This window comes from Bradyrhizobium sp. HKCCYLS2038 (assembly GCF_051167655.1).
Lineage (GTDB): Bacteria > Pseudomonadota > Alphaproteobacteria > Rhizobiales > Xanthobacteraceae > Bradyrhizobium.
Genome location: NZ_JBNPTM010000004.1, coordinates 454209 through 481152, shown reverse-complemented (window position 1 = coordinate 481152; position 26944 = coordinate 454209). Strand labels below are relative to the sequence as shown.

19 protein-coding genes are annotated in these 26944 nt (G+C 66.6%); 10 read left to right on the top strand and 9 right to left on the bottom strand.

Annotated elements, in window-relative coordinates:
• The first annotated feature begins 81 nt into the window (after window positions 1-81).
• The gene (locus ACQR1I_RS20140) at window positions 82-717 is read left to right on the top strand and encodes a response regulator transcription factor (RefSeq protein WP_434866292.1); all 636 of its coding nucleotides are present in this window, start codon (window positions 82-84) and stop codon (window positions 715-717) included.
• A gap of 61 nt (window positions 718-778) precedes the next feature.
• Here the strand turns inward: ACQR1I_RS20140 and ACQR1I_RS20135 are convergent, their stop codons facing one another.
• Both ACQR1I_RS20135 and ACQR1I_RS20130 read right to left on the bottom strand, forming a co-directional pair.
• On the bottom strand, window positions 779-4384 hold the full coding sequence (locus ACQR1I_RS20135) for a PAS domain S-box protein (protein WP_434866291.1): 3606 nt from the start codon (window positions 4382-4384) through the stop codon (window positions 779-781).
• Entirely contained in the window at window positions 4365-4799 is a 435-nt protein-coding gene (locus ACQR1I_RS20130; protein ID WP_434866290.1) for a response regulator, read from the bottom strand. Before ACQR1I_RS20130 ends, ACQR1I_RS20135 begins: the two co-directional genes overlap by 20 nt.
• A gap of 429 nt (window positions 4800-5228) precedes the next feature.
• Between ACQR1I_RS20130 and ACQR1I_RS20125 the strand changes: the two genes are divergently transcribed.
• Window positions 5229-7424, top strand: coding sequence for a HAMP domain-containing methyl-accepting chemotaxis protein (locus tag ACQR1I_RS20125; protein ID WP_434888837.1), 2196 nt, complete (start codon window positions 5229-5231; stop codon window positions 7422-7424).
• A gap of 19 nt (window positions 7425-7443) precedes the next feature.
• Here ACQR1I_RS20125 and ACQR1I_RS20120 read toward each other — a convergent pair whose 3' ends face one another.
• The gene (locus tag ACQR1I_RS20120) at window positions 7444-8154 is read right to left on the bottom strand and encodes a GntR family transcriptional regulator (protein WP_434866288.1); all 711 of its coding nucleotides are present in this window, start codon (window positions 8152-8154) and stop codon (window positions 7444-7446) included.
• Window positions 8155-8277: 123 nt separating this feature from the next.
• On the opposite strand from ACQR1I_RS20120, the gene ACQR1I_RS20115 reads away from it, so the two are divergent.
• The 5 genes from ACQR1I_RS20115 to ACQR1I_RS20095 all read left to right on the top strand — a co-directional run bounded on the left by ACQR1I_RS20115 (window position 8278) and on the right by ACQR1I_RS20095 (window position 13564).
• The gene (locus tag ACQR1I_RS20115; RefSeq protein ID WP_434866287.1) at window positions 8278-9306 is read left to right on the top strand and encodes an ABC transporter substrate-binding protein; all 1029 of its coding nucleotides are present in this window, start codon (window positions 8278-8280) and stop codon (window positions 9304-9306) included.
• Window positions 9306-10070 carry an ABC transporter ATP-binding protein gene (locus ACQR1I_RS20110; RefSeq protein ID WP_434866286.1) on the top strand — a complete coding sequence of 255 codons (765 nt, stop codon included), beginning with the start codon at window positions 9306-9308 and terminating at the stop codon, window positions 10068-10070. The genes ACQR1I_RS20115 and ACQR1I_RS20110 overlap by 1 nt, the downstream gene beginning before the upstream one ends.
• An 11-nt stretch (window positions 10071-10081) precedes the next feature.
• Window positions 10082-10942, top strand: coding sequence for an ABC transporter permease (locus tag ACQR1I_RS20105; RefSeq protein ID WP_434866285.1), 861 nt, complete (start codon window positions 10082-10084; stop codon window positions 10940-10942).
• Window positions 10939-12675 (top strand): L-arabinonate dehydratase, encoded by a 1737-nt coding sequence (gene araD / locus ACQR1I_RS20100; protein ID WP_434866284.1) that lies wholly within the window; start codon window positions 10939-10941, stop codon window positions 12673-12675. Before ACQR1I_RS20105 ends, araD begins: the two co-directional genes overlap by 4 nt.
• Before the next feature lie 169 nt (window positions 12676-12844).
• The gene (locus ACQR1I_RS20095) at window positions 12845-13564 is read left to right on the top strand and encodes a ribonuclease activity regulator RraA (RefSeq protein ID WP_434866283.1); all 720 of its coding nucleotides are present in this window, start codon (window positions 12845-12847) and stop codon (window positions 13562-13564) included.
• A gap of 256 nt (window positions 13565-13820) precedes the next feature.
• On the opposite strand, the gene ACQR1I_RS20090 is transcribed toward ACQR1I_RS20095, so the two are convergent.
• From ACQR1I_RS20090 to ACQR1I_RS20075, 4 genes are all read right to left on the bottom strand, one after another.
• A complete protein-coding gene (locus ACQR1I_RS20090) occupies window positions 13821-15920 on the bottom strand; it encodes a S9 family peptidase (protein WP_434866282.1) in 2100 nt (699 codons plus the stop codon).
• Between the two features lie 8 nt (window positions 15921-15928).
• Window positions 15929-17116: a pyridoxal-phosphate-dependent aminotransferase family protein gene (locus tag ACQR1I_RS20085; protein WP_434866281.1), complete on the bottom strand. Its 1188-nt coding sequence runs from the start codon at window positions 17114-17116 to the stop codon at window positions 15929-15931.
• Window positions 17117-17254: 138 nt separating this feature from the next.
• Window positions 17255-17980, bottom strand: a complete 726-nt coding sequence (locus tag ACQR1I_RS20080) for a thermonuclease family protein (RefSeq protein ID WP_434866280.1) — start codon at window positions 17978-17980, stop codon at window positions 17255-17257.
• Window positions 17981-18189: 209 nt separating this feature from the next.
• Window positions 18190-19914 (bottom strand): hypothetical protein, encoded by a 1725-nt coding sequence (locus tag ACQR1I_RS20075; RefSeq protein WP_434866279.1) that lies wholly within the window; start codon window positions 19912-19914, stop codon window positions 18190-18192.
• A gap of 433 nt (window positions 19915-20347) precedes the next feature.
• Here ACQR1I_RS20075 and ACQR1I_RS20070 point away from each other — a divergent pair, with 433 nt between their 5' ends.
• Window positions 20348-21211: a caspase family protein gene (locus ACQR1I_RS20070; protein WP_434866278.1), complete on the top strand. Its 864-nt coding sequence runs from the start codon at window positions 20348-20350 to the stop codon at window positions 21209-21211.
• 376 nt (window positions 21212-21587) lie between these two features.
• A complete protein-coding gene (locus tag ACQR1I_RS20065; RefSeq protein ID WP_434866277.1) occupies window positions 21588-23336 on the top strand; it encodes a methyl-accepting chemotaxis protein in 1749 nt (582 codons plus the stop codon).
• An 84-nt stretch (window positions 23337-23420) separates the two neighbouring features.
• On the opposite strand, the gene ACQR1I_RS20060 is transcribed toward ACQR1I_RS20065, so the two are convergent.
• Window positions 23421-24317 carry an efflux RND transporter periplasmic adaptor subunit gene (locus tag ACQR1I_RS20060; protein ID WP_434866276.1) on the bottom strand — a complete coding sequence of 299 codons (897 nt, stop codon included), beginning with the start codon at window positions 24315-24317 and terminating at the stop codon, window positions 23421-23423.
• A gap of 214 nt (window positions 24318-24531) precedes the next feature.
• Between ACQR1I_RS20060 and ACQR1I_RS20055 the strand changes: the two genes are divergently transcribed.
• A complete protein-coding gene (locus ACQR1I_RS20055) occupies window positions 24532-25506 on the top strand; it encodes a L,D-transpeptidase family protein (protein ID WP_434866275.1) in 975 nt (324 codons plus the stop codon).
• A gap of 468 nt (window positions 25507-25974) precedes the next feature.
• Here ACQR1I_RS20055 and ACQR1I_RS20050 read toward each other — a convergent pair whose 3' ends face one another.
• The gene (locus ACQR1I_RS20050; RefSeq protein ID WP_434866274.1) at window positions 25975-26781 is read right to left on the bottom strand and encodes an N-acyl homoserine lactonase family protein; all 807 of its coding nucleotides are present in this window, start codon (window positions 26779-26781) and stop codon (window positions 25975-25977) included.
• Window positions 26782-26944 lie beyond the last annotated feature (163 nt).

Below are 26944 nucleotides of genomic sequence, written 5' to 3'. Positions count from 1 at the left end.
GGGTGCTCAAAACGCCCGCCGAATATGGTATCATAAGACGCGTGCTTCATTGTTTCTTCTCCTTTGCAAGAGCAATCGCCCATGGCCGAACAAACAAATTCCCGCGGTGAGATTTTCGTCGTCGATGACGATCCGGCCGTGCGTGACACACTTTCGATGGTCCTGTCGTCGGGTGGCTACGAGGTGATCTGTTTTGCCGATGGCGCCGCGTTGCTGGCCGTCGCGCGCAGCCGGACACCGGCCTGTATCCTGCTCGATGTTCACATTCCCGGAAAATCCGGCCTCGACATTCTCAGGGAATTGCATGGTGAGGACTACCCGGCGCCTATTTTCATGATCTCGGGCCAGGGCGATATTCCGATGGCCGTGAATGCCATCAAGTACGGCGCCCTCGACTTCATCGAGAAGCCCTTCCGCGGCAGCGAGATCGTAGCGCGCCTGAACGAGGCCATCGGCGCGTTCGCGCGGCGACAGAAGGAAAACGCCTCGCCGAAGATCGGCTCGCTGCATTTTCCCGGACGGGAGCCGCTCACGCGGCGCGAGCGCGAGGTGCTGGAACAGTTCACGGCCGGAGCGTCGAACAAGGAGGCCGGGCGCACGCTCGGCATCAGCCCGCGCACGATCGAGGATCACCGCGCCAACATCATGAAGAAGCTCGGCGCACGCAACGCCGCCGATCTGATTCGCATCGTCATGACGGCCTCGCGCACCAACTGACGGCTGCGCCGACGGTCGGTGCGGGGCGACCCGCAGTCTTGAAGCGGTTCTGGAAACGGCCTCAATCCGCGGCGAGCGCCGTGCGGATCATCTTGGCGAGTTCGGATTTGCGATATGGCTTTGCCAGCAGCAGCAGTCCCTCGTCGAGCCGGCCGTGATGGACGATGGCGTTCTCGGTGTATCCGGAGGTGAACAGCACGCGCTGTCCCGGGCGGAGGCGCTGAATCTCCGAAGCAAGCTGACGTCCGTTCATCGTGCCCGGCATGATGATGTCGGTGAACAGGAGATCGAACGGCTGGCCCTCATTGACGATCGACAGCGCTTCAGCGGCGTTCGCCGCCTCGAGGGTCGCATAGCCCAGCGCGTGCAGCTGGGCGAGAACATAGCCCCGGACCAGCCGGTCGTCCTCCACCACCAGGATCGTCTCATGACCGCCCTTGACCGCTGGCGCAGCGCCTGACGACGGCGCGATCGCGCCCTCGCTTCCGGGCGGCAGATACATGCGTATGGTGGTGCCGTGTCCCTCCTCGCTGTAGATTCGAATGTGCCCGGCCGACTGCTTCACGAAGCCGTAGACCATCGATAGTCCGAGGCCCGTTCCCTTGCCCGGCCCTTTCGAGGTGAAGAACGGATTGAACACCTTGTCGATGATGGCCGCCGGAATGCCGCTGCCGCTGTCGCTGACCGCGATCATCGCGTAGCGCCCCGGGCGGACGTCGTCGTACAGGCTCGCGTAGTTCTCATCGAGATCGGCCCAGCCGGTCTCCAGGATGAGCTTGCCGCCGTTCGGCATCGCGTCGCGGGCGTTCAGTGCCAGGTTGATGATGGCGGTGGCAAGCTGGTTGGGATCGACATGGGCTGCGCAGGTCTCCTCGCGGAACACCGATTCGATCTCGACCTGCTCGCCCAGCGTCGGACGCAGCAGTTTCGCCGTATCGATGACCAGCGTGTTGACGTCGACCTCGCGCGGCTGCAGCGGCTGCCGGCGCGCGAACGCCAGCAAATGCTGGGTGAGGTCGGCGCCGCGCCCGGCGGCCTCGTCGATCATCCTGGTGATCGCGGCGAGCTGCGGCTCCTTGGCGACGGCGGCGGCGAGGATCTCGATCGTGCCGGTGATCACGGTCAGGATATTGTTGAAGTCGTGAGCGATGCCGCCGGTGAGCTGGCCGATCGCCTCCATCTTCTCGGATTGCCTGATGCGCTCTTCTGCGGCCACCTTGTCGGTCAGGTCGCGGAAGAAGCCGTTGAAGACGAACCCGTTGCGGGTCTTCAGCGCGGTGACGCTCACCTCGGCCTTGAACTCGCGGCCGTCCCGGCGTCTCACCATGACCTCGCGCCGTCGTCCGCCCAACGCGCTGGCCTGGCCGGTCAGCAGAATGCGGCCGAGCGCGGCGCGCAGCTCCTCGCCCTCTTCGCCGACGGTGATCAGGTCGAAGACGTCCTTGTCGAGGATCTCCGCGCGCGGCCAGCCGAAGATCTTTTCTGATTGGGAATTCCAGTTGAGGATGCGGCCCTTGTCGTCGATCTGGATGAAGGCATCGAGCGCGGTCTCGATGATGTTGCGGGCCAGCTGCTCGCTCTCGCGCAGGGTTTCCTGCGCCAGCCGGCTCTCCGTCATGTCGCGCCCGATGAAGAAGTGGCGCTGCACCGGCTCGGACCAGCTCGACGTCCAGGCCAGCGTCACCACGCGGCCGTCCTTGTGGATGTAGCGGCTGTCGGAGTAGAGCGCGCGGAGCCCCTGGCGCGAGGCTCGCAGCTCTTCGCGCGACTTGGCCAGATCGTCGGGATGAATGAAGTCGGCGCAGCTGCGGCCGATCATTTCGGCCGGCGCGTAGCCGAGAATGGCCTCCACGCTCGGCGACACCTGCACCAGGACTCCGGTACGGTCGGTGATCAGGATGAGATCCTGAGAGCTCTCGAAGATGCGCCGGCGCTCTTCGGTCTGCTGCCGCAGCGCCTGCTCGGTCCTGCGGCTCTCGGTGATGTCGCGTGCGATCTTGGACGCGCCGATGATCTGGCCGGTCGGTGATTTGATCGGCGACACGCTGAGCGAAACCAGGATGGGCTCGCCGTCCTTGCGGATGCGCACTGTCTCGAAATGCTGGATCCGCTCGCCGCGCGCGACGCGGACCAGGATGTCCTGTGCCTCGGACATCCGGTCGGGCGGAACCACGAAATCGCTCGGGCGGCCGACGGCCTCTTCGGCGGAGTAGCCCAGCATGGTTTCGGCGGCCGGATTCCAGGCGGTGACGGTTCCATCCAGCGACAGCGTCACGATCGCGTCGCTGGAGGATTCGACCGCGGCGCTGTAGAGCCGCTCGCGCGCAGCGAAATGATCGCGCGCCGCCTCGGTCAGGTAATGCTCCTGGACCTCGCGCTCGAGCTCGGCCGTCTTGGTGCGCACCTCCTCGATCACGCGCGCGAAGGCCCGCGCCAGCACTCCGGTCTCGCCGATCGCCTCGAGGGGAATCTTCACCGGCTCGCCGCGTCCGACGCCTTCGACGGCCTGCGTCAGCTGATTGATCGGGCGGGTCAGGGATCGCGCGACCACGAAAGCGAGCGCGGCCGCGCACAGCATGGCGATCAGGCCGACCTCGATCGCCGTCTTGCGGATGGCGAGGGCCGGGGCCATGAAGGCCGTGTTCGGGATGGTCTCGATCACCGCCACCCATTCCTGCCCGGCGAGCATCGTCGGCGCGAAGGCGACCCCCCCGGGACCTTCCGCCTCGTCGTGCATGATCCGCGCGAACCCCTCCGTGGAACCGGTCGCGCTGGCCAGCGTCGGGAAATCGTCCTGCCACCGTGTCGATCCGCCGCGCTTGGAGGCGAACTCGCGATCGGATTCAGGATGGAAGAGATAGTCGCCGCGGGCATTCACGACATACAGATGCGCGCCCGGCCGGGCCGCGTTGCGCAGATGCGCGAAGATCGGCCGCATGTCGAGATCGATCATCAGGATGGCGAACGGCTTGCCGTCCGCCGCGAGCACCGGGGTGCCGACGCAGAGCATCGGGACGCCCGTTTTCGGATCCGTGGTGTTGCCGTCGAGAACGACCGGCGAGATCCGGATCTCGCCGGGTGCGAGGCGCAGCGTCTCCTTGATGTAGGGGCGTTCGCCGCGTGTGATCAGCTCGCTTTCGGGAACAATGCGAACGCTGCCGCCCGGGCCGAGCCGGTCGACACGGATGAGCTCGCGATAATCGTTCTCGATCCCGACCAGGCGGACCATGGCATAGGTCTGCTTGGCCTGCAGCTCGGCGAAATAGCGCGTCGCGACCCGCTCGCGCCAGGACTGTGCCGACAGGCCTTCACGCGGGTCCAGCCCGCCCGACTGCGATGTGCGAATGAGGGTCGCGAGATTGGGCTCGGCGCGATAGCCGTTGAGATCGTTGCGGGCGCCGCCGACATAGTTCTCGAGTTCCGTCGCCATCAGGCGCGAGTGCGACTCGATGCGGTCGAGCGCGCGCGGCAGCAGCGCGCGCTCCAGGCTGTGATAGCCGAGCCAGCCGACGGCGAACACGGCGACCGCGACCAGCAGGATCATCGCAATCGCCAGGCGTGTCGTCAGCGTGACGCGCCGGCCGAGACCCCGCGCCTCGCTTGCGCCGGTGGAACCGCTCAGCGCAGGCTCCTGGCCGATCTTGCTGTCAGGGGTTCGAAATAGCATCGGGGCCTGGCCGGGACGGAGCAGCGGTCTTGCCTGCGCGCTCCAGGCAATCGGAAACCATCGCCAGCAGACTTGCCGGTTTGAACGGCTTCGGCAAGGCCGACACCGCCCCCAGCTTCGTCGCCATGGTAAGATAGTCGGGCTCGGCCATCGCATTGGGGGTGTGCGAACGGCCCGACGTCATCAGGATCGGCGTGTCCGGCGCCTGCTTCAGCATCAGGCGCATCGTCTCCAGGCCATCCATGCCCGGCATGAAAATGTCCATGACGACCAGGTCGAACTTCTCTTCGGCAAACCGGGCGAGCGCCTTCTGGCCGTCACTGGCCACCGACACGGCATGGCTTCCCTGCTCGAGCAGGCGCTGGATCGTCATCTGCATGACTGGATCGTCGTCCACGACCAGAATCTTCGCCACGCTGCATCTCCCGAATGGCTGGCAGCAAGACCAACGGTCAGTTGTAGAGGTTTTGCCGAATTTGTGGCGCTCCGCAAGCGCCTCGCAGAACAAGTCACATGTGCGGCTGGGGACGTCGGGGCGCAGCAGACATATCAGCGGGATCTGGCCATTGATCTCGGGATGGACGTGGATGCCCTGCTCAAACTGCGCCGCTGCCTGGATTTAAGGCACTCGCGCCGTAGTTGTACGGCGACAACGCTTCACATTCGATTAATGCGACCGAGGGAAAAGTCATCATTGTTCCCGGACTGGTTGCATGAGGGGCATGCGTTCGATTTCATAGAGCGCACCGCATGGAGCATGCGAGCGGGGGGCGGGACTATCGCAGATCGGCCCCGTGTCTCGAAAGATCGATGAGGCGGATCTCGGGACGTGGTGGGGAAAGCAATGTTTGGTTTCATGTCGAACGCGAAGATCCAGAGCCGGCTGCTTGCCGGATTTGGCCTGGTTTGCCTGCTGCTCGCTTGTGCCGTGGGCTATTCGGCCTATGCGGTGTCGGATGCTTCGCAGCACTTTCGCAAGATCGTGGGGTTGAGATCGCCGGTCGCGATCAGCAGCACGCAGCTGGTCGCCAACCTCCATGCCACGCTCGCGGCCTTGCGCGGCTACCTGCTCACAGGAGATCCCGAGATGAAGGAGCGCCGTGCGGCGCTGTGGGCGGATTTCGACAAGGCGATCGCTGAGTTCGACAAGCTTGCCGCAGGCTTCGGCGTTCCGGCGAACCGGGCGTTGTGGGCGGAGGCCAAGCCGCTGCTCGGCGAGTTCAGGGCGGCCCAGGACAAGGCCGAGAGTGCGGCCTTCACGCCGGATGCGTATCCCGCGACGAAGCTGCTCGGCGCCGAGGCATCGCCGCTGATCGCGACCATGTTCGCCGAGGTCACCAAGATGATCGAGGAGGAAAGCGGCCTGGAGGCAACGCCCGAGCGCAAGCGCCTGTTGAAGACGATGGCCGATGTGCGCGGCAACCTCGCCGCGGCCGGGTCGCAGCTCAGGCTCTATGTCGCGTCCGGTGATCCGTCGGACCGCGACAAGTTCACCGGCCCCTACACCAACTACAAGAATGCCGTGGCGAGCCTGACCTCCCAGGCCAGTCTGCTGACCCCGTCGCAGAAGGCCGCCTTCGACAAGGTCGCACAGGCGAGCGAGGCGTTTGCCCGGCTTCCCGACCGCATCTTCGCGCTCCGCCAGTCACCGCAGTGGAATACCGCGACGTTCCTGTTGGCGACCGAAGCCGCGCCGCGCGCCAACAAGCTGCTCGATCTGCTGGACGGCAAGCGGCGGGCGGACGGCACGGTGGGGGACGGACTCAAGACCAACCAGCTGGACACGCTCGTGAAGGATTCTGCGGCCGTGACTGCGCTCATGGACGGCCTGATGATCACCGAATGGTCGCTGCTGGCGATCGGCCTCGCGCTGTCGCTCAGTATCGCGATCCTGGTGGCCCGCTCGATCACCAAGCCGATTCGGGAGCTGGTGGCCGATTCCGCCCGCTTGTCGGACGGCGACACCACGGTGGCGTTCAAGACCGCATCGCGTGGCGATGAGATCGGCGACGTCTCCAGGGCGGTGGCGGGTTTCCGCGACAACGTGATCGCGCAGCAGCAGGCATCGGCAAATTATGTCCGCGAGGCGGAAGCGCGCGAGGCCACGAACCGCAACATGGAAGAGGCGGTCGAAGCCTTCCGCATCAAGTCGACCGAGCTGTTGTCGGAAGTTGACGACAATGTCGGCGTGATGCGCAACACGGCCGAATCCCTCACCGGCATCGCCGGCCATGCGACCGAGCAGGCCGCTTCCGCGGCGGGCGCATCCGAGAAGACGGCCGTCAACGTGCAAACGGTGGCCGCGGCCGCGGAGCAGCTGACGAGCTCGATCGTCGAGATTGGTCGGCAGATCGAGCTGTCAAACGTGACGGTGCGCAACGCCAACGCCACCACGGCACGATCCGAGACCGAGATCGAGGGACTGGCACAGGCGGCGCAGAGCATCTCCACCGTCGTCGACCTGATCCAGGCCATCGCCGCGCAGACCAACCTGCTGGCGCTCAATGCGACCATCGAGGCGGCGCGCGCGGGCGAGGCCGGCCGCGGCTTTGCCGTCGTCGCACAGGAGGTGAAGTCGCTGGCCGAGCAGACCGCCAAGGCGACGCAGGAGATCAGCCAGCACGTGCAGGGCATCCAGAGCTCGACCAGCAATGCGGTCTCCTCGGTCAAGGAGGTCTCGACGGCGATGCGCCAGATGGCCGACGTGACCACCGCCATCGCCAGCGCGGTGGAGGAGCAGGGCGCCGCGACACGCGAGATCTCGCACAACGTCCAGATGGCGGCGTCGGGGAGCAAGACGCTGGCCTCCAACATCTCCACCGTCAGCGCGGCAATCGAGGAGACCAGCCAGTCGGCCGACAGCGTTCGCGGCGCATCCAACAACGTCTCGCGCGTGGCCGAGAGCCTTGCCGCGGAGGTTCAGGAGTTCTTCGTCAGGCTGCGCAGCGGCGCGCTCGATCGTCGTGTGGTGGACGATCCGAACTACCGGGGTCCGGAACGCCGCGCCAACCGCAGCGCGGGGCGGCGCCGGGCGGCCTGACGTCGCTTTGTGCCCGACTCTAGCCGCTGAGATAGTCCGGCCAGCGGTCGCGGATGGTGGCGAGGTCGCTCAGCGTTCCCGTGAGGTGCTCGCGCAGATGCGCCTGCGCCTCGTCGGGCCGGCCCGCGGCGATCGCTTCCACGATCTGCTTGTGGTGGCGCAGGATGGTCTGCGCCTTGCCGGGTGACGGCAGGTGCAGCCGGCGCAGCCGGTCGATGTGGCCGCTGCGGCTGCGCACCAATGTCCACAGCTCGTGCTTGTCCGCGGCGGTGTAGAGGCGCTCGTGGAAAGCGTTGTCGGCCAGCATGAAGGCGGCAAGGTCGCCCTCCCTGGCGAAACGTCGCTGCTGAGCGACCAGCCCGTTGAGTTCATCGGCAAGGGACTGCGCAGGCTCGGCGGCCAGCAGGCGCACGATCTCCAGCTCCAGCGCCTGGCGCAGGAACTGGGCCTGCTGTGCCCTGCCGACGTCGATGCGGCTGACCAGCGTCGCATGCTGCGGAAAGATCTCGACCAGACCCTCCTCGGCGAGCCGCATCAGCGCATCCCGGATCGGCGTCGAGCTCAGGCCGAACTCGGCCTGCAGGGCGACGCGCGACAGCGGCGCGCCCGGCGGCAGGGCCAGCGCGATGATCTGATCGCGCAGCCGCTCGAACACCTGCGGCGCCGCGCGCCGGCTCGGATCGAGCCGCTCGGCAGCGGAAAGCGCAGGAGGCGTCGCGGGCAGGGCCATGGAGGTCGGACGTCCGGCTCGAATGTCGCAGGCGCAAGATCTGCGCTTGTCAGAGATGCACTAATGCATTAGTGCATCTGGTCGCCGGCCGTCAAGAAGGAGCCGGCGCGAGGAGGATGTCCCATGTTCGAGAAGTTCGGGCGCTCGGCCGTACGGGCCGCCGGCCTGCTGGCCACGATGCTGATCGCGGCGCCCTGGAGTGCTGCGCAGGCGCAGCAGAAGACCGAGATCTCGCTGTCCCGCCAGCCCGGCATCTTCTACATGCCGAGCCACATCATCGAGAAGCAGAAGCTGATCGAGAAGCATGCTGCGGCGCTCGGCGTGCCCGGCGTCACCACGAAATGGCTGACCTTCTCCGGCGGTGGTGCGCAGACCGATGCGCTGCTGGCAGGCAGCGTCGACATCCTCAACACCGGAACCGGCAACCTTCTCCTTCTGTGGGACCGCACCCGCGGCGGCGTGAAGGGCATCGTCGCGACCTCGGCGCAGCCGATGACGCTGATCAGCCGCGATCCCAACATCAAGTCGATCAAGGATTTTGGTCCGACCGACAAGATCGCGGTGCCGACCGTGAAGGTCTCGACCCAGGCGATCGTGCTGCAGATCGCGGCGGCCGAGGCGTTCGGCGCCGATCAGTGGAACAAGCTCGACGCCAATACCGTGCAACTCGGCCATCCCGACGCCTACACCGCGCTGAGCAATCCGCAGCACGAGGTACACACCCACTTCTCGATCCCGCCCTATACGTTCCTCGAACTGAAGAACGTTCCCGGCGCGCATGTCGTGATGAACTCGCCGGACGTGATGGGCGGGCCGCTCAGTCAGGCGCAGTTCTTCACCACCACGAAGTTCGCGGACGCGAATCCGAAGATCATCCAGGCGGTGCGCGACGCCACCAAGGAGGCGCAGGACCTGATCCGCAGCGACACCAAGACGGCGGTTGAGATCTACAAGGAGATCACCGGCGACAAGACCTCGGTCGAGGACCTGCTCGCCTGGCTCAAGGAGCCCGGCATGATGGAATGGAATCTGGAGCCGCAGGGCACCATGAAGTTCGCGGCGCATCTCGCCAAGATCGGCACCATCAAGACCCAGCCGAAAGCCTGGACCGACTACTATCTGCCCGTCGCGCACGACCTGAAGGGCAACTGATGTCCGCGCTCCTCGACGTCGACGGCGTGACCCTGCGCTACAAGACTTCCAGCGCCGTCGTCACCGCGACCGAGCGCGTCGGCTTCTCCGTCGACCGCTCCGATCGCTTCGTACTGCTGGGCCCCTCCGGCTGCGGCAAGTCGACCCTGCTGAAGGCGGTCGGCGGCTACATCAAACCGAGCGAAGGGCGGATGCAGATCAACGGCCGCGAGATCACTGGTCCGGGCGCCGACCGGATGATGATCTTCCAGGAGTTCGATCAGCTGCTGCCGTGGAAGACCGTGCTCGCCAACGTCATGTTCCCGTTGCTGACGGCACGGCGCATGCCGCGCAAGGAGGCCGAGAGCAGGGCGCGCGCCTACATCGAGAAGGTCGGGCTGACCCGCGTCGTCGATGCCTTTCCCCACACGCTGTCCGGCGGCATGAAGCAGCGCGTGGCGATCGCCAGGGGCATGGCGATGGAGCCGGACATCCTGCTGATGGACGAGCCGTTCGCGGCATTGGATGCGCTGACGCGGCGGACCTGCCAGGACGAACTCTTGCAGCTCTGGAGCGAGACCAAGTTCACCGTGTTGTTCGTGACGCATTCGATTGCGGAAGCGATCAAGATCGGCAACCGCATCCTGCTGCTGTCGCCGCATCCCGGCCGGGTCAAGGCCGAGGTGATCGACGTCGACAAGGTCTCGGCCGAGGACGGCAGCGCGGCGCGCCTGGAGAAGCAGATCCATGATCTGCTGTTTTCTGATCCTGTAACGGCACATTGAGGGCCGCCACCATGGCTGACGCCAAGATCATCCTGCGCGATACGTCGACGGCCAGCGCAACGCCGGCCGATGTCGAGCGCAAACTGAGTGTGCCCGAGCTGCTGTGGAACGACGGCTTCGTGCGCAAGAGCCTGATCATCGTCGTGCTCGCGGCGATCTGGCAGGCCTATGGCAGCTATCTCGACAATCCCTTGCTGTTCCCGACCTTCTCCGACACGATCGCAGCGTTGTGGGAGAAGGTGCGCGACGGCACCATCCCGATGCGCGCCTGGACCTCGCTGAAGGTGCTGTTCATGGGCTACGCCGCGGGCATTACGCTGGCCGCCATCCTGACCGTGCTGGCGATCTCGACCCGGATCGGCACCGACTTCCTCGAGACCATCACGGCGATGTTCAACCCGCTGCCGGCGATCGCGCTGTTGCCGCTCGCCTTGATCTGGTTCGGGCTGGGCAGCGGCAGCCTCGTCTTCGTGCTGATCCATTCGGTGCTGTGGCCGGTCGCGCTCAACACCCACTCGGGCTTCAAGAGCGTCTCCAACACGCTGCGCATGGTCGGCCGCAACTATGGCCTCACCGGCTTCTCCTACGTGATCCGCATCCTGATTCCCGCGGCGTTCGGCGCCATCCTCACCGGGCTCAAGATCGGCTGGGCCTTCGCCTGGCGCACCCTGATCGCCGCGGAGCTGGTATTCGGCGTGTCCTCTGGCCAAGGCGGCCTCGGCTGGTTCATCTTCGAGAACCGCAACCTGCTCGAGATCCCCGCGGTGTTCGCCGGCCTTCTGACCGTGATTCTGATCGGTCTCGTGGTCGAGAACCTGATCTTCCGGACCATCGAGCGCAAGACCGTGCTGACCTGGGGAACCCAATCATGAGCGAACGCAAGCAACCCAATCAGCTGCGTAGCGCGCGCTGGTTCGCGCCCGACGATCTCCGCTCGTTCGGCCATCGCTCGCGCGTGATGCAGATGGGCTATGCCCAGGAGGAATGGAAAGGCCGCCCGGTCATCGCCATCGTCAACACCTGGTCGGATGCGCAGCCCTGCCACATGCACTTCAAGCAGCGCGTCGATGACGTCAAGCGCGGCGTGCTGATGGCCGGCGGCTTCCCGATCGAGCTGCCGGCGCTGTCGCTGTCGGAGTCGCTGTTGAAGCCGACCACGATGCTCTATCGCAACATGCTGGCGATGGACGTCGAGGAGCTCTTGCGCGGCCATCCTGTCGACGGCGTGGTGCTGATGGGCGGCTGCGACAAGACCACGCCGGCTTTGCTGCTCGGCGCCACCAGCATGAACCTGCCGGCGATCTATCTCCCGGCAGGCCCGATGCTGCGCGGCAACTGGAAGGGCAAGACGCTCGGCTCGGGCTCCGATGCCTGGAAATACTGGGACGAGCGCCGGGCCGGCAAGCTGTCGGACGCTGACTGGAATGCGATGGAGGCGGGCATCGCCCGCAGCCACGGCACCTGCATGACCATGGGCACGGCGTCGACGATGACGGCGATTGCGGAAGCGATCGGCATGACCTTGCCGGGCGCGTCGTCGATCCCGGCGGCTGATGCCGAGCACATCCGCATGAGCTCGGAATGCGGCCGCCGCATCGTCGAGATGGTGTGGGAGGACCTGACGCCGTCGAAGATCCAGACTCGGCCTGCATTCGAAAATGCGATCGCGGTCGCCATGGCGATGGGGTGCTCGACCAACGCCATCATCCACGTGATCGCCCAGGCGCGCCGCGCCGGCGCCGACATCGGCCTCGACGATTTCGAGACCGCCAGCCGCAAGGTGCCGGTGCTCGCCAACGTCCGGCCGAGCGGCGACGTCTATCTGATGGAGGACTTCTACTACGCCGGCGGCCTGCCTGGGCTGATGAGCCGGATGACGGAGCATCTCCACCTCGACTGCGTCACCGTCAATGGTCGCACGCTCGGCGACAACATCAAGGGTGCCGGCGTTTACAATGACGACGTGATCCGGCCGCAGTCGAACCCGATCTACCGCGAAGGCGCGCTCGCCGTGCTCAAGGGCAACCTCGCGCCCGACGGCTGCGTCATCAAGCCCTCCGCGTGCGAACCGCGCTTCCTGAAGCACACCGGACCGGCGCTGGTGTTCGACGACTATCCGTCGATGAAGAAGGCGGTCGACGATCCCGATCTCGACGTGACCGCCGACCACGTGCTGATCCTCCGCAATGCCGGACCGCAGGGCGGGCCGGGCATGCCGGAATGGGGCATGCTGCCGATCCCGACCAAGCTCGTGAAGCAGGGCGTCCGCGACATGGTGCGACTGTCCGATGCGCGCATGAGCGGCACCTCATACGGCGCCTGCATTCTGCACGTCTCGCCGGAGTCGTATATCGGCGGACCGCTGGCGCTGGTGCGCACGGGCGATCTCATCACCCTCAACGTCGCCGCGCGGACTATCAATCTCGATGTGCCCGACGACGAGCTGGCCCGCCGCCGCGCCGCCTGGACGCCGCCGGCGCCGCGCTTCGAGCGCGGCTATGGCTGGATGTTCGCCCGCCACATCAAGCAGGCGAATGACGGCTGCGACTTCGACTTCCTCGAGACCGATTTCGGCGCGCCGGTCAAGGAGCCGGCGATCTATTAGTTCGTGGCGGCGAGAGGCAGAGTTCTCGCCCCGACCGCGGTGCGCTCCCTCCCCCCTTGCGGGGGAGGGTCGGGGAGGGGGTAGCCCCAAGCGATACCGCCGATGTGGACCCCCACCCCCAACCCCTCCCCGCAAGGGGGAGGGGAGCGCAGCGAGCAAGATCAGAGACATGACCAGACTCAGCACCGCCACCCGCAACAAGCTCAAGACCGTCTCCACGGCGACCGTCGCCACCGCGCTGTTCAAGCGCGGCCTACGCATTCAGTGCATCCAGAACGTCCATCCCTTGAGCCCGGAGCAGCCGACCATGGTCGGCGAGGCCTTCACCCTGCGCTACATCCCGGCGCGCGAGGACCTCAACACCATCGAGGTGTTTCGCGATCGTGGCCATCCGCAGCGCAAGGCGGTGGAAGACTGTCCGCCCGGCGCGGTGCTGGTGATGGACAGTCGCAAGGACGCGCGTGCCGCCTCGGCCGGCGCGATTCTCGTCAGCCGCCTGCAGCAGCGCGGCGTTGCCGGCGTCGTCACCGATGGCGGCTTCCGTGATGCGGCCGACATTGCCAAGCTCGGCATTCCTGCCTTCCACCAGCGCCCGAGCGCGCCCACTAATCTCACCCTGCATCATGCCATCGAGATCAACGGCCCGATCGCCTGCGGCGACGCGCCGGTGTTTCCGGGCGACGTCATCCTCGGCGATTCCGACGGCGTCATCGTCATCCCCGCCGGGATCGCCGACGAGATCGCGGACGAGACTTATGAGATGACCGCGTTCGAAGATTTCGTTGCCGAGCAGGTCGCGCAGGGCCGCTCCATCCTCGGCCTCTATCCGGCGACCGACCCGCAGACCCCGGCCGACTTTGCCGCATGGCGGGCGAAGAACAACAGGTAGTGACTACACACACCGCTGTCGTCCCGGGCAAGCTTTGGCGTCGCATCGCGATGCCAAAGCGCCGACCCGGGACCCATAGCCACAGGACGCTGTGGCTACAAAGAACGCCGCTCCAGCGTGCTTCGACAACGGAAGACGGTGGTTATGGATCCCGGGTCTGCGTCCCGACAACGCTGGCGCGTTGCCGTGACTTGCCCGGGATGACAGCGGAGTGTGTTGCGATGGCCGGGCCCACTCCGGGCGCAACCGGTCGCGACTAAGCGTTCCGATCCGCCAGCCCCACCGCCCACAGCGCAAACGCATACACGATCGCGATCTCGTCCAATCTGTTGAAGCGGCCGGAGGCGCCGCCGTGGCCGGCGCCCATGTTGGTGCGCAGCACCACCGGGCCGCCACCGGTCATCGTCGCGCGCAGCCGCGCGACCCACTTCGCCGGCTCCCAATAGGTAACGCGCGGATCGGTAAGGCCGGCCATCGCGAGGATCGCGGGATAGTCCTTGGCGGCGACGTTGTCGTAGGGCGAGTAGGACAGGATGGTACGAAAGTCCTTTTCGCTCTCGATCGGGTTGCCCCATTCGGGCCATTCCGGCGGCGTCAGCGGCAGGGTGTCGTCGAGCATGGTGTTGAGCACGTCGACGAACGGCACCTCGGCGACGATGCCGGCGAACAGTTCGCCGGAGCGGTTGGCGACCGCGCCCATCAGCATGCCGCCGGCGCTGCCGCCATGGCCGACGATGCGCTTGGCGCTGGTGTAGTTGGCGGCGATCAGCGCCCGCGCGCAGGCCGCGAAATCGTCAAAGCTGTTGGTCTTCTTCTCGCGCTTGCCGTCAAGGTACCAGCCCCAGCCCTTGTCGGTGCCGCCGCGGATGTGCGCGATGGCGTAGACGAAGCCGCGGTCGACCAGCGACAGCCGGTTGGCCGAGAACGACGCCGGCATCGCGTGGCCATAGGAACCGTAGCCGTAGAGCAGCAGCGGCGCCGCGCCGTCGGCCTCGAAATCGCGCCGGTGCAGCAGCGACACCGGCACCTCGGCGCCGTCGTCGGCCTTGGCCATGATCCGCGTGGTGACGTAGTCGGCCGGGTTGTGGCCGCTCGGAATCTCCTGGCGCTTGCGCAAGGTCTTCGCGCGCGTCACCATGTCGTAGTCCCACACCTCCGACGGCGTCGTCATCGACGAATAGGCGAAGCGCAGGTTGGTCGTGTCGAACTCGTAGGAGCCCATCGCGTCGAGCGAGTAGGCGCCCTCGGCGAAGGCGATCGCATGCTCCTCGCCCGACTTGAGATCGCGGATGACGATCGACGGCAGGGCGTTGGCGCGCTCCAGCCGCACCAGGTGACCTGAATAGAGATCGTGGTCGAGCACATAGATGCCGGCGCGATGCGCAATGAGATCGCGCCAATTGGCGCGCTCCGGCGAGGCCAGCGGTGCCGTCACGATCTTGAAGTCGATCGCGCCATCGGCATTGGTGAGGATGTAGAGTTCGTCACCGCGATCGGCGATCGAATATTGCACGCCGTTTTCGCGCGCGGCGACCAGCCGCGGCGGAGCCTCGGGCGCGTCGAGATCGATCAGCCGCTGCTCGGACGTCTCATGATCGCCGCCGGCGATGACGCAGAACCGGCCCGAGGTCGATTCGTGGACATGCGTGAACCAGCCGGTGTCCTTTTCCTCATACACCAGCACGTCGTCGGCCTGCTTCGTCCCGAGCTTGTGGCGCCACACCTGCATCGGGCGGTGGTTGTCGTCCAGCTTGACGTAGAAGAAGCTCTTGCAGTCGCGCGACCACACCACGCCGCCGTCGGTCTCCTCGACGATATCGGCGAGATCATCGCCGCCATCCCAGTCGCGGACGCGGATGGTGAAGTATTCCGAGCCCTTGGTGTCGGCACTCCACGCCACGAGCTTGTGATCGTGCGAGTGCCGGCTGCCGCCGAACTTGAAGTACTCATGGCCGCGCGCCAGCGCATCGCCGTCGAGGCCGATCGTCTCGGCGCCGCCGTTGCGCGGCGTGCGGCAGAACAGCTCGTGCTGGCCGCCCTCGCGGTACTTGCGGAAATAGGCGTAGGGACCATCAGGCGACGGCACCGAGGAATCATCCTCCTTGATGCGGCCGCGCATCTCCGCAACGATCTTTTTCTGCAGCGGCGCGGTGTGACCGAGCACGCTCTCCGCATAGCCGTTCTCCGCCTCGAGATAGGCGCGGATATCAGCGTCGAGCAGCGAGGGATCGTGCAGCACCTCCTGCCAGCGCGCATCCTTGAGCCAGGCGTAGTCGTCCTGGACGGTGATGCCGTGGCGCGTGAACGAATACGGGCGGCGTGGCGCCACCGGCGTCTTGGTGCTGCTATCGGTCATGTCGTCCTTTACGGGGTCACGCTCTCGCCGAGCCATTGGATCGCGGCATCAAGGCCGCCGCGGCCGTGCGGGATCTTCAACGCCACCAGCGCCATTTCGATCACGCCGAGCGTGCCCAGCACCATCGGTGCGTTGACATGGCCCATATGGGCGATGCGGAACGCCTTGCCCTGGAGATCGCCGATGCCGGTGCCGAGCACCACGCCGCACTGCTCCTTGCAGTAGGTCTGCAGCACCGCCGGATCATAGCCGCCGCCGACCAGCACCGTCGTCACCGTGTTGGAGCGCTCCATCGGCTCCTCGATGTTGAAGCCGATCACCTGGCCCTCGCTCCACTTCGCGACCGCACGGCGCACGGCTTCGCCGAGCAACTGGTGGCGGCGGAACGCATGCGGCGATCCTTCGGCGAACAGCATGTCCATCGCCTGGCGCAGCGCGAACAACAGGTGCACCGGCGCGGTGCCGCCATATTTGCGATAGTGCTCGGTGCCTTCGCGCTCGCTCCAGTCCCAATAGGGCGTACGCATGTTGGCGCGCTCATGCGCCTTCAGCGCGCGGTCGTTCGCCGCGACGAAGCCGAGGCCGGGCGGCGTCATCAGGCCCTTCTGCGAGCCGGACATCGCGACGTCGATGTGCCACGCATCCATCTCGAATGGCATGCAGCCGAGCGAGGCGACGGTGTCGACCATGTAGAGGGCAGGGTGGCCCGAGGCCTTGACGGCGCGGCCGATCGCCTCGACGTCGTTGACCACGCCCGAGGCCGTATCGATCTGCGCCACCACGATCGCCTTGATCGTATGCTCCTTGTCGGCGCGCAGCCGCGCCTCGACCTCGGCCGGGCGCACCGCGCGGCGCCAGTCGCCACGGAGCACCTCGACCTCGGCACCCATGGCCTTCGCCGCATGGCCCCAGCCGATCGCGAAGCGGCCGCTCTCCAGCACCAGCACCTTGTCGCCGCGCGACAGCACGTTGGAGAGCACGGCCTCCCAGGCGCCGTGACCGTTGGCGATGTAGATGTAGGTCTTGCCCTTGGTCGCGAACAGCCGGCCGAGATCGGCCAGGATGCCGTCGGTCAGCTCCACCATCTGCTTGGAGTAGATGTCGAGCGCCGGGCGGTGCATCGCCTGCAGCACCTCGTCGGGCATCGTGGTGGGTCCGGGGATGGCCAGAAACTCCCGGCCCGCGCGAACGGTCATTGTCGGTATCCTCAGGCGATGTGGTCTAGCGATGGATGGTGGCAGGCCCGGGCACGCCGCGAGCCTGAAGCGGTTTTACGTGGCTCGGCGGCTTAAGAAAAGCCGGAGATCCCGGGGGGCTGGCATGCCGGGCGGCAGCTAGCGCCGTGTTTCCCGACAGCCCGCGGCTTCGGCATCCTCGACAGAGCAGAACCAGCGCGTCCCCTTGGCGACGTGCATCTTGATCTGTGCGTACCAGCGGCTCTTGGGGGTGTGATAGATGCACTCGCCGGCGCCGTTGACGTTGCCCTTGATGGTGCAGTCCGGCGACGGCGCGACCGGGCCGGAGGCGGAGGCGAGCAGGATGGCGCGCGCGCCGTCCGGCGGCTTGGTGGCGCCGAGGATCGTGGTCTTCTTGTTGCGCACGCGCCAGTCCCATGGCGCGATGAACGCGCCCTGCCACATGCCGGCCTTGGCGGCGCGCGCCTCGGCCTCGTCCGGCTCGTAGTCATGCGACACTGTGCGGTAGGCCAGCGCCCAGCCGCTGCGCACCAGCCATTTCTGGATGTCCTCGCCATCGACGTCGCAGCGCGCCACCTGGCGTCCGCGGCGATCGATCGAGCGCGGATGACAGACCCAGCTCTTGCCGTCGGCATGCTTGATCAGTTCGTCGCGTGCAGCCACCCCGCAGGTCCAGCGCTCGCCGTTCTTGTTCAGGCATAACTGGTCGACGGACGGCGCATCGACGCCGCCGAGCCGCACCCGCGTCGTGCCGATCACGACGTTGTCGGCCTCGCGGACCTTGGCGATTCCGGTGATTTCGGCAGCGGAAGCGACGGTTGGCAGCAGCAGAAGAAGGGCGAGCAGGGCGGGTTTCATCGACATGAACGGCGTGGGTCATCCTTGGGATGGGCAATGCCCGTAATTGTGCGGCGGATCGGCTGGCTGTGCCAGCGCCGGGATGGCCCGGGCCGCTCAACTTCGCGCGATGGGCTGCTGACAGTAAGGCGCAAGCTATTGCCGCGACGGCAGTGAAATCCCCTCCCGCAAGAGGGGAGGGGAGTCGACCGTCGTTGCGGTGACGGCTTTTTCCCTCACCTCGTCGCAACTCGCCGGGCCAGCGCGAGACCCATCAGCACGAAGGCGGAGGTCACCTCGGGGCCGCCGACGAGGATGCGGGTCGGGGTCTTCATCTTGTTCCACTCATAGGCGCGGTACGGATGGCGCCGGCCGCCTTCGCCGAAGCTGGCGATGATGCAATGCACCGCAGGTGCGAAACTCGCATCATTGCCGCCGAGATGGCCGAGCGCGATCAGCGCCAGAGCGGCGTCGAACGGGTTCATCTCGCGCCCGATCAGTTCGTCCTCGACATAGGCGAGCACGCGCAACCGGATCGTCTCGAACGCGCCGTCCGGATCGATCGCCTGGCGTGCGGCCGGCGGCAGCGCCATGAAGGCGTGATAGCAGCGCCCGAAATAGGCGCAATACAGCTCCGGCAGATAGTAGATGTGCGCGCGCGGATCGGCGAAGGCGCCGCTGCTGACAAGCTTCAGCTGGAAGCCGATGATGCGGCGGATGAAGGCGAGCCGGTCCGCGGTCTCCAGGATCTGCCAGCGCGCGAGATTGCGGAACGAGACTTCGAGCACGTCGAGGTTCAAGGTCGGATCGAGATCGTTGCCGTAGGGCCGCTCGCCCGCCATGCTGTCGATCCAGGTGGCGACACCGCCTTCGTAGTCGATGTTTTCGTTGATCGGCACGGTCACCCGCGGCTCGTTGCTCCCGGCGCGCACCTGATAGCCGGCATAGAAGTCGACCAGCGGCTGGCTCAGGATCGGATCGTCGGAGCCGGCCTGCGTCGCCGCCGAGAACGAGCAGGCGGTGGTGTCGCAATCGGGCACGTAGACGCCGAAGCCAAGGTCCTGCTTGATCTGGGTGAAGAAGCGCGAGAAGCGCGGATGCGGCGGCGGCGCCAGCGCGGTGACGACATTGTAGCTCTTGCCGTCGGCGCCACGCACCTCCTCGCGGCTGGTCTTGAGACAGAACTCCACCATCGCGGCGATGGCCGTGCGCGCATCCGCCGTCTGCCCGGACGAGGCGAGGCCGGTCTCCATGTAGCTCAGCAGCGCCTCGGTGAAGAACGCGTCGTAATAGGCCGAGCGGTGGCGGATCTGCACCGGCTCCCACATCGGCTCGGCGATCCCCAGCCATGGCGGATTGATCACCGCGGCGGCGGGCGAGCGGGCGATGAAGACGCGGGCGAGATTGAACAGCAGCGTCGAGTTCTTGTAGCCGCGCGCGTCGAGGCCCCGCAGGGCCATGAGCACCTCGCGGCCGCCCATGTCGGGGTCACCGATCAGGTTGAATGCCGCATAGGTCGGAATGAAGCCGTTGCGCGCATAGGAGCCGAGCAGGTCGGCGCCGCAAGCGCGGATCACGCGGTCGATCTCGCCGTTGGCCGGCATCGCCACCGTCCCGGTCCGCCGCGGCGGGGCCGGGTGATGCAGGGTGACGCTGTCGACCAGCTCCGCGATCGGTCCGCCGACCGCGTCCCAGTCCGGCGTCGGATTGTCGCGGGCGAGAACCAGCGCCTGACGCAGCGCATTGAGGCGAGCCGGATCGTTCAGCTCGGGCAGGCCGGCGCGGCGCAGCAGGGTGCGCAGCGCCGGATTGCCGAGCGCGGTCCGGTAGAACTTGGCGAGATGCGGATCGCCGCTGCCGGGCTGGCGCAGGATGGGATCACAGACCTCGTAGAGCGAGGGACCGTCCTTCCGGGCCGTCAACGCGCGACAGGCGGCGCCGGCGAAATACTGCAAATTCAACGTGGGACTCGCGGGTTGGCGGGGCGACTGCTGCTCGAAATGCCCCGCAAACGGCTCGTCACGCGCAGGCATGAGGCAAACTGACATGGGGCGTGGCCAAAGACAACGTGACCCGGATCACGGCGGCTTCTGTGGATTTGGCTGCAATGTGGCGGCCCCGCGGTCCTGCCGCGACGCTTTGGAGGTCCGGATCATGGTTAAATTCGCCTTAAATTCCAAGTGCTTGAAATGTCAATGGTGTTTGGATGTTGCTCCGCCGGCGCGTTCGGGTTAAGCCTTTCTTCGTTGCGGTGCCGCAAATTCCGCGCAATGTGACGACACATCGTCTCGCAACCCCTCAAACCTCAGAGGCGTCGGCGCGACCAAAGGGTGCGGACCCCCACGGGTTCACAGCCTTGGCCACGACGGATCGGCTCGGACCAGGATTGACGTGATGACCGCAGGGCAGCCTTCTCTCTCCCGCCGTTCGGCCGTGATCGCCGCCGTGCTGATGGGCACGGTGTCGCTCGCGATCGGCGCGCATGCTGCCTTGAACAAGCGTTTCATCGAAGCGCCGCAGACCGCGGCGGCCGAGCAGAATGTCGTGTCGACCGGCAATGGCACGCGCCTCGCGCTGGTCATCGGCAACGGCCACTATCCCGACGCCAACGCGCCGCTCGCCCAGCCGATCAACGACGCCCGTGCGCTCACCGGCGCGCTGCGCCGTGATGGCTTCGACGTCGACGTCGTCGAGGATGCGAGCCGCGACGACATGAGCCGTGCGCTCGAGCGGCTGAAATCCAGGATCAAGCCGGACTCGGTGGTCATGCTGTTCTTCGGCGGCTATGCGATTCAGGCCGGCCGCGACAGCTACATGATTCCGGTCGATGCCAAGATCTGGCGCGAGTCCGATGTGCGCCGCGAGGGCACCAGCATCGAGAAGGTGCTCGACGCCGTCAGCGAGAAGGGCGCTCGCGCCAAGCTCGTCGTGATCGACGCCTCCCGCCGCAATCCCTATGAGCGCCGTTTCCGCTCCTACTCGCATGGTCTGGCGCCGATCAGCGCGCCGGCCAATGCGCTGATCCTGTCCTCGGCGACCCCCGGCAAGGTGGTGGACGATCCGGCCGCGCAGCCCAACAGCGTGCTGGTGACAGAGCTGCTCGGCCAGCTCGGCAAGACGCCGAGCGCCGAGGCCGTCTTCAACAAGACCCGCAACGCGATCGCGCGCAATTCCGACGGCGGTCAGGTGCCGACGGTGTCATCCTCGCTGGTCGAGGACATCCGCCTCGGCACCGACGTGGCCAACGCGGGCAGCTGATTGATTCCCTTCGACCGTATCGCGCTACAGTCGGGCGGCACGTTCGACATTTTTGTCGACGCATCCGGTATCTTACGGGCTCAGTGCGCCCAGCACCTCCGTCCAAAGCATTGTACCGGGCTTAAGCCGTTCTAAAAGCACATTATTGTATACATGCGGTGATTGCTGCAGGGCCGGCTACACGCGATGTGTGGCGTCGCGTCGAGGTCCAGCTGCGCTCCCGATTAACGAGTCATTTCGAGTTCCGCGCAAATTTGCACGGGCGCAGCACGGCACACCTGATCGAACTCATCTTCCCGCCGCTGTCGTGAGCGCAGGCCAGCCGATGTCGCTTGGTCGAACACCTGCTCCACAGCAATTGCAGAGTCAGATTTACATGCCCGCACTCCCTACCGAGCGCCGCAATGATGCGGCCAGCTCTCGTCCCGCGACCTCCTCCGCCTTCTCGCTCGTCAACGGTACGATCCGCGCCCGGCTGATGACGCTGGTGATCGCGCTGCTCATCGCCATGCTGGTGATCGGCGCCGCCGGCATCCTCGCGACGCGTGACAGCAACGCGGCGATGGGATCGATGTACGACGATCGCGTGGTCTGCCTCGGTCAGCTGTCGGAGATCAACGAACGCTTGCGCGACAACATCGCGGCGCTGCTCGAGGCCGGGCATCTTGCCCGTGCCGGCCAAAGCACCGCCGGCATCGGCAGCCGCATCGAGGCGAACATCACCACGATCGACAAGATCTGGTCCGACTACATCGCGACCTATCTCACGCCCGAGGAGAAGATCGCCGCCGACAAATATCAGCAGGCGCGCAGGGAGCTGGTCGGAAAGGTCATCCGGCCGGCGCTCGCGCTGGTCGCAGACGGCAAGTCCGAGGCGGCGGCATCGCTGGTCATCACGACCGGCGGGCCGATCATCGCCGCGGCCAAAACGCATCTCGACACGCTCATCAACATCCAGCTGACCGAGGCGAAGAGCCTGCACGACACGGCTGAGCATCGCTACAACATCGTGCTCGCGCTCGCGCTGCTCTTGATCGCTGCCGGGCTGTTGACCGGCGCGGTGATGGGGCGCTCGGCGATCCGTGCCGTCACCGGTCCGATCAACATGCTCAATCAGGTCATGGAGAGGATCGGCCGCGGCACGTTCGACAATGCGATTGCCGTGATCCGCGACGACGAGCTCGGCCAGCTCACGCGCGGTGTGCAGGCGATGCAGGCCAAGCTCGCCGAGGACCGCGATGCTGCCGCTGAGAACGATCGCCGCGTGGCCGCCCAGCGCCGCGCCGACATGCAGCGGCTGGCGGGCGAGTTCGAGGCTGCTGTCGGCGAGATCGTCGACACGGTGTCGGCGGCGTCATCGCAGCTCGAGGCGTCGGCCAGCACGCTCAACGATACCGCGAGCCGCTCCCAGCAATTGACGGTCTCGGTTGCGGCCTCGTCAGAGCAGGCCACCGCCAACGTGCAGTCGGTGGCGTCGGCGAGCGAGCAGCTGTCATCCTCGGTCAACGAGATCAGCCGCCAGGTGCAGGAATCGGCGCGCATGTCCAACGAGGCCGTCCATCAGGCGCGCAGCACCAATGACCGCGTCAGCGAATTGTCGCATGCGGCCGCGCGGATCGGCGACGTCGTCGAGCTCATCAGCAGCATCGCCGGCCAGACCAATCTGCTGGCGCTCAACGCCACCATCGAGGCGGCGCGCGCCGGCGAGGCGGGGCGCGGTTTTGCCGTCGTAGCCACCGAGGTGAAGGCGCTCGCCGAGCAGACCTCGAAGGCGACCGGCGAGATCGGCCAGCAGATCGCAGGCATCCAGGCGGCGACCCAGGACTCGGTCGGCGCGATCCGTACCATCACCGGCACCATCGAGCGGCTGTCGGAGATTTCGTCCACGATCGCCGCCGCAGTCGAGGAGCAGGGCGCCGCGACCCAGGAAATCTCCCGCAACGTGCAGCAGGCCGCCCAGGGCACCCACCAGGTCTCGTCCAACATCACCGACGTGCAGAAGGATGCGTCGCGCACCGGCACGGCGTCGTCGGAGGTGCTCGCCGCGGCGAGGTCGCTGTCGCGCGACAGCCACCGGCTGAAGCAGGAGGTAGTCCGCTTCCTTGGCACGGTGCGCGCCGCCTGAGGACCGCGTCGCCGCGCCACGGCCGTTGCAGGTCGGGCGCGGCCGTGTCCCAGGCCAGGCCGCCGCGAGCGACGCTCTATCTACTTACTTTGCCGCCGGGTCGTTGCTCGCCATGACCGGCCGCACCGGATCGCCCTCGCGCAGCAGCGCGCCGGCGCGGCTGACCACGACGTCGCCTTCGGCGAGGCCCTCGCGGACCTCGACCTGGCCGCCGGCCATCAGGCCGATCTCGACCCGCTTGGTCTCGACCCGCTGCGCCTTGACCACCTGCACCACGGTGCCGTCGGCATCGTAGAGGATCGCGGTCAGCGGCACCGCGACGCCGCAGCTCTGGCCGATCTTGATCGCGGCGCGGCCGAACGCATTGACCAGCAGGCGGCCGGTGCCGGTGATGGCGATGAAGGCCTGGCCGAGCTGGCTGTTCGGCTCCACCGTCGGCGCGATCCGGCGGATCTTGCCGTCGACCTCGCCGGCGCCGACGATGCGGATGCGCGCGGCCTGGTTGACCGCGAGCTTGTTCAGCTGCGCTGATGGCACCAGGCCGACCAGATCATATTCGTTGCGGGCGATGATCGAGAACAACGCCTCGCCGCGGCCGGAGGCGAAGGCGCCGATGGTGGCGGTGGATGTCAGGATGGTGCCGGCGGCCGGCGCCTGGATCATGATCGAGCCGCCTTCCGGCGCCGTCAGCCGCGCCAGATTCTGGCCGGCCGTGACGGTGTCGCCGGCATCGACCATGATCTCGGCGACCTTCAGGCCGGGCCGGTCGGGCCGCACCGAAGTCTCGTCGCGCGCCAGCACCATGCCGGACACTTCGACCGTGTTGTCGAAGCAGGCCTTGGTGGCCTTCAGCACATTGACGGCGGCGCCCTTGGGGGCATCGGGCGTGTCGGCCGCGGATGCGGCCTGCGCCAGCACCGTGAGGCTTGCGGCGAGCAGCGCCAGCCGCCGCGCCGTCGGGGCCAGTCCGGAATGTCCCATGCGAAACCGATCCTCGCGTTGCTAATCGTCGTTGTCATGGCGTCGTCCGGAAATAGCAGACGCGCAGCCACCGGGCCAGCAGACCCATCGTCTCCCTCCGTAGTCGCGCCAGGCCTTCGCGACGTTCACCGGCGATAGGGGCCCGGCCGAACTTCTGCCCCACTGCCACGTTGTCTGCGGCGAATCTGACCTTCGCGACCCGGAATCACCCATCATGATCAGGCTCTCGATACCGCTTCTGCTCGCCGCGGCGCTCGCAACGCCGGTCACTGCGGCGGAGCTCACGGCGGATGCCGTCAACAACGCTGAAATGCGCAAGCGCCCACCGTCCGAGGAGAAGATGGACCCAGTGGCGATCCGCGCCCAGGTGCTGCTCGATCGCGCCCATGTCTCGCCCGGCGAGATCGACGGCCGCTTCGGCGACAATGCGCGCAAGGCGCTGGCCGCGTTCGCGACCGCCAAGGGCCTCGCCAGCGGATCGAAGCTGACGCCGGAACTGTGGGACGCGCTCCGCCAGGACCAGGCGCCGGCGATCGTCAGCTACAAGATCACGAAGGACGATGTGAAGGGCCCGTTCCTCGACAAGCTGCCGCGGCGCATGGAGGACATGAAGGACCTGCCGCGGCTCGGCTACACCTCGCCGCGCGAGGGGCTGGCGGAGAAGTTCCACATGAGCGAGGCGCTGCTCGCCGCGCTCAATCCCAACAGCAAGTTCGACAAGGACGGCGAGCAGATCGCCGTCGCCAATGTCATGAAGCCCGACGAGAAGGTGCCCGAGATCACCAGGCTCGACATCGACAAGGCGAGCGAGACGGTGCAGGCCTTCGCCAAGGACGGCAAGCCGGTCGCGGTGTTTCCGGCCACCGTCGGCAGCGACGACAAGCCGACGCCGGTCGGCAGCTTCAAGGTGGATTCGATCGATGCCGATCCGAACTACCGCTACAACCCGGACTACAAGTTCAAGGGCGTCAAGGCGCGCAAGCCGTTCGACATCAAGCCCGGCCCCAACAATCCCGTCGGTGCGTATTGGATTGGCCTGTCGGTCGGCAACGGCTACGGCATTCACGGCACCGCCGAACCCTCCAAGGTCGGCAAATCGGAATCCCACGGCTGCGTCCGCCTGACCAACTGGGACGCCAAGTTTCTCGGCGAGCACCTGTCGAAGAAGGCGGTGGTGGAGCTGCGGTGAGCACTCAGCTTCGCTTTCGCGATGGCCGCCGAACGTTGATGTCGCCAAGCGGTATCGGCAACCACCGCTGTCGTCCCGGCCTTGAGCCGGGACCCATAACCACAGGACGCAGTTTGAGGCAGACTAGTAGTCCTCAGCTCGCTCGCCACGACCGCCGCGGAGTATGGGTCCCGGGTCGGCGCCACGCCGCGCTGCCGCGCGTCGTAGCTTGCCCGGGACGACGGCGGCGGGTGAATTGCGGCACTGACGGTGCCTTAGGGTAGGCAAAGGCGCGCCCGATGTTGTTAGTTCTAGCCCCGATCTATCGCGCGCCGTGCCCACCATTCACATCCGTGGTGCCGGTGGTGGGCACGGCGCGTCGATGACTTTACGCGCCGCAACACCGCGCCACGCGCCTTTGCCCACCCTACGGGATGGTGGGCGTGGCCAAGCGGGCGGACTCATCTGGCCTGCTGACTCAAGGCGCCGTCACGTCGCAAACGAGCGCTTCGGCGCCACGTGCAGCGCGTAGGCGTCCGCCGCCTCGCTGACGCGTGGATAGAGCTCCGTCACCAGCGGATCGTGCCCCGGAATGAACCGATCCGGATGGCCGGCGAGGCGCTCGATGATCTCCCAGCCCTGCGCCATGTCGCCGATGTTGTAGACGATCGGAAACGGGCTCTTGCGCTGCAAATTGGCGTAGTAATGTGCGGCGTCGGAGGCGAGCACGACGGGGCCGCGGGCGGTCTCGACCCGCACCACCTGCAGCCCGTCGGAATGGCCGCCGACGCGGTGCACGGTCACGCCGGGGACCACCTCGCCGTCGCCGGAATGGAAGGTGACGCGCTCGCCATAGACGTGGCGCACCATCGTGGTGACGTGCTCGACCGAGAACGGGTAGCGCAGCATGCCGGTGCACATGCAGCGTCCCGTCGCATAGGCCATCTCGCGCTCCTGCAGATGGAACCGCGCTCCCGGGAAGCGGTCGAGATTGCCGGCATGGTCGTAATGCAGGTGCGTCACGATGACGTCGCGGATGCCGGCGGCGTCGACGCCGAAGGCGGCGAGCGAATCGACCGGATTGCGCGTCAGCTTGCGATGGCGGATCTCGGCTTCGGCGGCGTTGAAGCCGGTGTCGACGAGGATGTCGCGCCCGTCGCAGCGGATCAGCCAGACGAAATAGTCGAGGTCCTGCGCCACCGTGTCGTGCGGGTCCGGCTGCAGGAAGTTCATGCTCGGCGTGCGCGGCGACATCGTCGCATAGCGCAGCGCGTAGATCTCGGTGGCGTTCCCCATGGTGGTCTTTCTCGTTGCTGATGCCGTTGGGGCCGGCATCGAGCCATCGCCGCGCGCCGCGGTCAATCACGGCGAAGCGAACCGGATCGCTTGACGGATCGACACAGTGTGAGGCGGCTCACCGTCGTTCGCCTCGGGGTCACCGTATTGTTCCTCTCGCGGC